This is a genomic window from Novipirellula sp. (assembly GCF_041583735.1).
Lineage (GTDB): Bacteria > Planctomycetota > Planctomycetia > Pirellulales > Pirellulaceae > Novipirellula.
Map to the genome: position 1 here is coordinate 1 of NZ_JBFHFD010000560.1, position 5,790 is coordinate 5,790.

Here is a 5,790-nt window from a genome sequence, read left to right on the forward strand (position 1 = left end):
GATCCCCGAAGCGTCTCAGCTTGTGCTGCAAGCATCGAGCATGGGCAAGGGGGGGGAAATATTTGTTCTGGACATGGGTAAGCAAGTAAAAATTCTTGACTTAGCCAAAGACTTGATTCGATTGTCCGGTCTCAACGAAGAGGACATTAAAATTGAGTACACAGGCATTCGCCCAGGCGAAAAACTGTACGAAGAACTGTATATGAAACACGAAGAGATGATGCCAACTCTTCATCCCAAAGTGAAGACGGCCTATCACCAATCATTTAGCTCCGAGGAAATCCGCAGTTTGATGCAGAGGCTTCAATTACTGGTCGGTGAAGACGACGAGGTGATTCGCAAAACCATGTGCGAGATGGCGATTGCCTTTCAGTACCCAGCGAATGAACAACATGCTCAGAATGCCGGAGTCGGAAGTGATGATCTCGCAGCCTCGGCCGAACCGATTGGATAAGCTGCGAGTATCGGTGGTAGCCAAGAAACATAACATGGCGAAAACGAGTAGATCAGCAACACGATGAGCACCGCGATTCAAACCGATCCGATCAGCCAAGAAGTGATTCGGATCCAGCCCGCCAAGGGTTGGATGCCCCTGCGTCTGGGTGAATTATGGGAGTACCGCGAATTGCTGTACTTTCTGACTTGGCGTGACATCAAGGTCCGCTACAAGCAAACGTTACTCGGGGCGGCTTGGGCGATTATCCAACCACTCAGCACCATGGTGGTGTTCACGCTATTCTTTGGCAAGCTTGCCGAGATGCCATCCGACGGAGTTCCTTATCCGATTTTTTCGTTTGCGGCATTGGTCCCTTGGACGTTTTTTGCCAACGCCATGGTGGCCTCTTCAAACAGTCTGGTTCAAGGTTCGAACCTATTGAAGAAGGTTTACTTTCCGCGATTGGCCTTGCCGATTTCAACCGTGCTGGGTGGGATTGTCGATTTCGCTTTGGCCTTTTCCGTGTTGTTGCTGATGATGCTCTACTTTGGCATCGCGCCGACATGGAATGTACTCGTGCTTCCTTTCTTGCTGCTGCTTGCCTTCATGACATCTCTGGGTGTCGGATTGTGGCTCTCGGCGATGAACGTTCGCTATCGTGACGTCCGCTACGTGCTGCCGTTTATCACCCAACTTTGGATGTTCGCAACCCCGGTGGTTTACCCCAGCAGTATGCTGGATGAACCCTGGCGAACGCTGTATGGCATCAACCCGATGGTGGGCGTGGTCGAAGGGTTTCGCTGGGCACTTGCCGGAACCGAGACCGCACCGGGGCCGATGATTGCCGTTTCCACCGTGGTCTCGATTCTGATCTTGATATCGGGCGCATTTTATTTCCGTCGTATGGAGAAGTCCTTTGCCGACGTCGTCTGACATCGCCAAGCTAACACTCAGTGGTGACCAATGTTTGATCATCGCCGAGGTGGCGCAGGCCCATGACGGTAGTCTCGGTACGGCGCATGCCTACATCGATGCGGTCGCCAAAGCGGGTGCGAACGCCGTGAAGTTTCAAACGCACATCGCGGCTGCGGAATCGACTCCCGGTGAACCGTGGCGAGTGAAATTTAGTCCGCAGGACGAAACTCGTTACGAGTATTGGCAACGGATGGAGTTCACTGAGTCTCAGTGGCATGGGCTGAAACAACATGCCGACGAGTCAGGGTTGTGGTTTCTTAGCTCGCCCTTTTCCAACGAAGCGGTAGAGTTGTTGAACCGCGTGGGGGTTGCGGCATGGAAGGTTGCCTCCGGAGAAGTCGGCAACTTGCCGATGCTTCGACAGATGGCCAAAACCCAACTGCCCTGTATTTTGTCGACCGGCATGAACCCGATCGAAGAAATTGATGCGGCAGTGAAGACGGTTCGCCAGCACGATGCCGAGGTCGCGGTGCTGCAGTGCACCACGGCCTATCCCTGCCCGCCGGAAAAGATCGGCTTGAACGTGCTCGAACAATTGAGATCCCGCTACGAGTGCCCGGTGGGATTATCGGATCATTCCGGCACGATCTATCCCAGTTTGGCCGCCGCAACATTGCACGCCAATATTCTGGAGGTGCATGTGACATTCAGTCGCGAGACGTTCGGCCCAGACGTTCCCGCCTCCGTCACCACGACTGAACTCGCTCAATTGGTCGAAGGGGTGCGTTTCATCGAAACGATGATCGCCAACCCCGTCAACAAAGATGCGATGGCAAAGGAAATGACGCCGCTGCGTGATCTGTTCGGAAAAAGTGTCGTGACGCGTCGCGATTTAGCGGCGGGAACGATCCTCAGCCCCGAGCACTTGACCTTGAAAAAGCCGGGCAATGGCATTCCCGCAAAACGCTTACCGGAAATCTTCAATCGAAAGCTGAAAGCTGCGGTTGCCGCCGATACTCTGTTAGCCGAGGACGATCTTGAGTAATCACAGTGAAACCAATGGTGCACGCCGCAAAATCTGCGTCGTGCTGGTCGACCGAGCCAACTACGGCCGCTTGAAACCGGTGATGCAGTCGATCGCATCGCGTCCGGAACTCGATCTTCAAGTGCTGGCGGCAGGGACGATGGTTTTGGAGCGGTTTGATCTTCCGGTACGGGTCGTCGAACAAGACGGCTTCAAAATCAGTGGTCAAATCTACGTCGAACTCGAAGGCTCGAATCCCACCACGATGGCGAAATCGCTCGGCTTTGGCGTGGTGGAATTCGCCAGCGAATTTCGACGACTCGACCCCGATGTTGTCTTGATCATCGGCGATCGCTACGAAGCACTCGCAGCGACGATGGCGGCGGCGTACATGAACTTGTGCATCGCCCATATCCAAGGCGGCGAAGTCTCGGGGTCGATTGATGAAAGCGCTCGTCATGCGATCAGCAAATTCGCTCATTTCCATTTCCCCAGCACCCAGCGTGCTGCCGACTATCTCATACGCATGGGTGAGAAACCCGAAACCATCTTGACGATCGGTTGTCCGAGCAGCGACATCGCACGCACTCTGGAACGACGTGATTGCCAGGATTTGATCAACTCCAAAGGCAGCGGGGCCTCGATCGACATCAATAATCCCTATGCCTTGGTGATCTTTCACCCCACGACGACCGAATACGGGGGTGAGGCAAAGCAGATGGAATCGCTGCTGACGGCGTTACATGCGGTGGGCATGCCGACGCTACTAATGTGGCCCAACATCGACGCCGGCAGCGATCACGTCAGCAAAACCATTCGGCGATTTCGCGACAAACACAACCCAACTTGGTTGCGTACATTGATCAACTTGATGCCCGAAGACTATTTACAAGTGCTCGCCAATGCCACTTGTGCGATCGGCAACTCGAGCAGTTTCGTTCGCGATGCGGGCTTCTTCGGCACGCCCGTTGTCCTGGTGGGCAATCGTCAAGAAGGTCGCGAAACCGATCAGCACGTGACTCCTGTTGCTCCCGAAGTTGAAAAGATCGAACAGGCGATCTTGGATCAAGTGGCCAAGGGACGCTATCCCGCCAGCGAATTGTACGGAGACGGCTTTGTTTCCGATCGGATCGCCGAGTCGCTCTCCCATCTAAATCCCTACGTGCAAAAACGTTTGGACTACATTTACCGCGAAAACGAAGCGGCCGACTCGTTCTCTGGCGATGCCAAACCGTCCCCCACAGAAACGGAACCCACCAACGGGAAAAGCAAAGCATGCGTGTCCTTGGAATCGTAACCGCAAGAGGCGGTTCCAAGGGAATACCGCGCAAGAACGTACAAATGTTGTGTGGAAAACCGTTGCTGCAATACACCGCCGAAGCCGCCTTGGCCGCATCCAGATTGACACGTGTCATTCTCACCACGGAAAGCGACGAGATTGCGGAAATTGGCAAACAGTGCGGACTGGACGTACCGTTTATGCGTCCCGCTGAATTGGCCAAAGATAACACCCCCTCGTTGCCTGTGATTCAACATGCCGTGCAGTTTGTTCAGTCGCAGGGCGAACACTATGACGCCGTGTTTACACTACAACCGACTCACCCCTTGCGACTAGCTGCCGATATTGACGGCGCGATCGATTTGCTCGAAACGACCGAAGCCGATTCGGTGATTTCCTTTGTCGACGTCGGCGAAAAACATCCTGCCCGCATGAAGTTTATTGACGACGGCGGTCATGTCATCGATCCTCCGTTCGCCGAGGAATTCGAAGGACAACGCCGTCAAGATCTGCGACCGCTGTACTTGCGAGAAGGCTCGGTTTATCTAACGCGAACATCGGTCTTGATGGAACAACATTCCTTCAAAGGCCAGGATTGCCGGGCCTGGATCGTGCCTCCAGAACGTGCGTGCAACATTGACACTCCCTTTGACATGCAGATGGCCGAGTGGTTAATCACCACCGGTCTTGGATGGGGCGAGCCGGTCCAATGAGTGACCAAATTTTAGTAAGTGAATCGGAACGATTTTCGGTCCAGGCCGCTGAGCGGTTACGATCTATCGGTGAGCTGACTCTTGCGGATCTCGATCGGTCCGAACTGCTATCAGCGATCGAACAGGTCGACGCACTGTGGATACGTCTGCGACATCAAATCGACGAAGAGGTGTTCGCAGCCGCCCGCAATCTACGTGTCATCGCCTCGCCAACCACGGGACTCAATCACATCGATTTGGAATCCGCCCAGCGGCACGGTGTCCGCGTCATTTCACTGCGGGGCGAAGTCGAGTTTCTGCGTGAAATTCGTGCTACTGCCGAACACACGATCGGATTGATGTTGGCTGTGTTACGCAAACTGCCGGCGGCGACGGAGCATGTGATCGCGGGGAATTGGAATCGCGATCTGTTTTGTGGCCGGGAACTTCATGGCAAAACAGTGGGGATTGTTGGGTTCGGTCGTCTGGGCCGCGTGGTGGCCAAATACTTGCACGCGTTTGACACACGTGTCATCGCCGTCGATCCCATCGTTCAACAAGACCAAGTCCCTGATTACGTCGAAATGATGCCTTTGCATTCGCTGCTCGGCGAATCCGACATAGTCACGCTGCATGTCAACCTTTGCGAACAAACCAAAGGCTTCTTTGGAAAAGAGCAATTCGATCGAATGAAGACGGGTTCTTGGTTCATCAATACATCTCGCGGTGAACTCGTCGATGAAACCGCGTTTTTTGACGCACTGCAAAGCGGCAAGCTGACGGGCGCCGCGGTCGACGTTCTAAGTGACGAACGAACAAATGGCATGTCGCATCATCCACTCGTCGCTTATGCCCGTCAAAATCCTCAACTGTTAATCACACCCCATATCGGCGGATGTACCACCGAATCGATGATCAAGACAGAAATGTTTCTCGCTGAAAAACTATGTGCGGTATTGCAGGAATCTTCGGTAACTCGGTAGCCCGAGACGATCTCGAAGCGATGGTGGCGAGCCAGCATCATCGCGGTCCGGATGCATCCGGTGTCTACGTCGATCCGGCGCAAACCGCGGGTTTGGGTCACAACCGGCTCAGCATCATCGATTTGTCCGATGCCGGATCGCAACCGATGACGTCTGCGGACGGTCGATACAAAATCGCGTTTAACGGCGAGATCTATAACTACCTGGAACTTCGCGCCGAACTGAGCGATTATCCCTACCGCAGCCACAGCGATACCGAAGTCATCTTGGCTGCGTATCAACGTTGGGGCGAATCGTGCTTGGATCATTTCATCGGCATGTTTTCGCTGATGATTTGGGACGAGACACAACAGCGACTGTTTGCGGCCCGTGACCGCTTTGGTGTGAAGCCGCTGTATTATGCCAAGTCACCCTCGGGGCAATGGCTATTGGCCAGCGAGATCCGTGCCCTGAGGGCTGCA

6 protein-coding genes and 1 pseudogene are annotated in these 5,790 nt (G+C 54.2%); all 7 read left to right on the forward strand.

From position 1 onward, the window contains the following. Positions 1–203: pseudogene (locus ABX962_RS28240) on the forward strand (polysaccharide biosynthesis protein); the annotation flags it as partial. A 314-nt stretch (positions 204–517) separates the two neighbouring features. Further along, positions 518–1,369 (forward strand): ABC transporter permease, encoded by an 852-nt coding sequence (locus ABX962_RS28245; protein WP_372724473.1) that lies wholly within the window; start codon positions 518–520, stop codon positions 1,367–1,369. Then, on the forward strand, positions 1,353–2,396 hold the full coding sequence (locus ABX962_RS28250; protein WP_372724475.1) for an N-acetylneuraminate synthase family protein: 1,044 nt from the start codon (positions 1,353–1,355) through the stop codon (positions 2,394–2,396). Before ABX962_RS28245 ends, ABX962_RS28250 begins: the two co-directional genes overlap by 17 nt. After that, a complete protein-coding gene (neuC, locus tag ABX962_RS28255; RefSeq protein WP_372724477.1) occupies positions 2,389–3,672 on the forward strand; it encodes a UDP-N-acetylglucosamine 2-epimerase in 1,284 nt (427 codons plus the stop codon). The genes ABX962_RS28250 and neuC overlap by 8 nt, the downstream gene beginning before the upstream one ends. A gap of 44 nt (positions 3,673–3,716) precedes the next feature. Next, a complete protein-coding gene (locus tag ABX962_RS28260) occupies positions 3,717–4,367 on the forward strand; it encodes an acylneuraminate cytidylyltransferase family protein (RefSeq protein WP_339940981.1) in 651 nt (216 codons plus the stop codon). Next, positions 4,364–5,329 carry an NAD(P)-dependent oxidoreductase gene (locus ABX962_RS28265; protein ID WP_372724479.1) on the forward strand — a complete coding sequence of 322 codons (966 nt, stop codon included), beginning with the start codon at positions 4,364–4,366 and terminating at the stop codon, positions 5,327–5,329. The genes ABX962_RS28260 and ABX962_RS28265 overlap by 4 nt, the downstream gene beginning before the upstream one ends. Continuing rightward, positions 5,293–5,790, forward strand: a 498-nt coding sequence (locus ABX962_RS28270; protein ID WP_372724481.1) for an asparagine synthetase B, incomplete at its 3' end; no start/stop codon positions are given. The genes ABX962_RS28265 and ABX962_RS28270, both read left to right, overlap by 37 nt.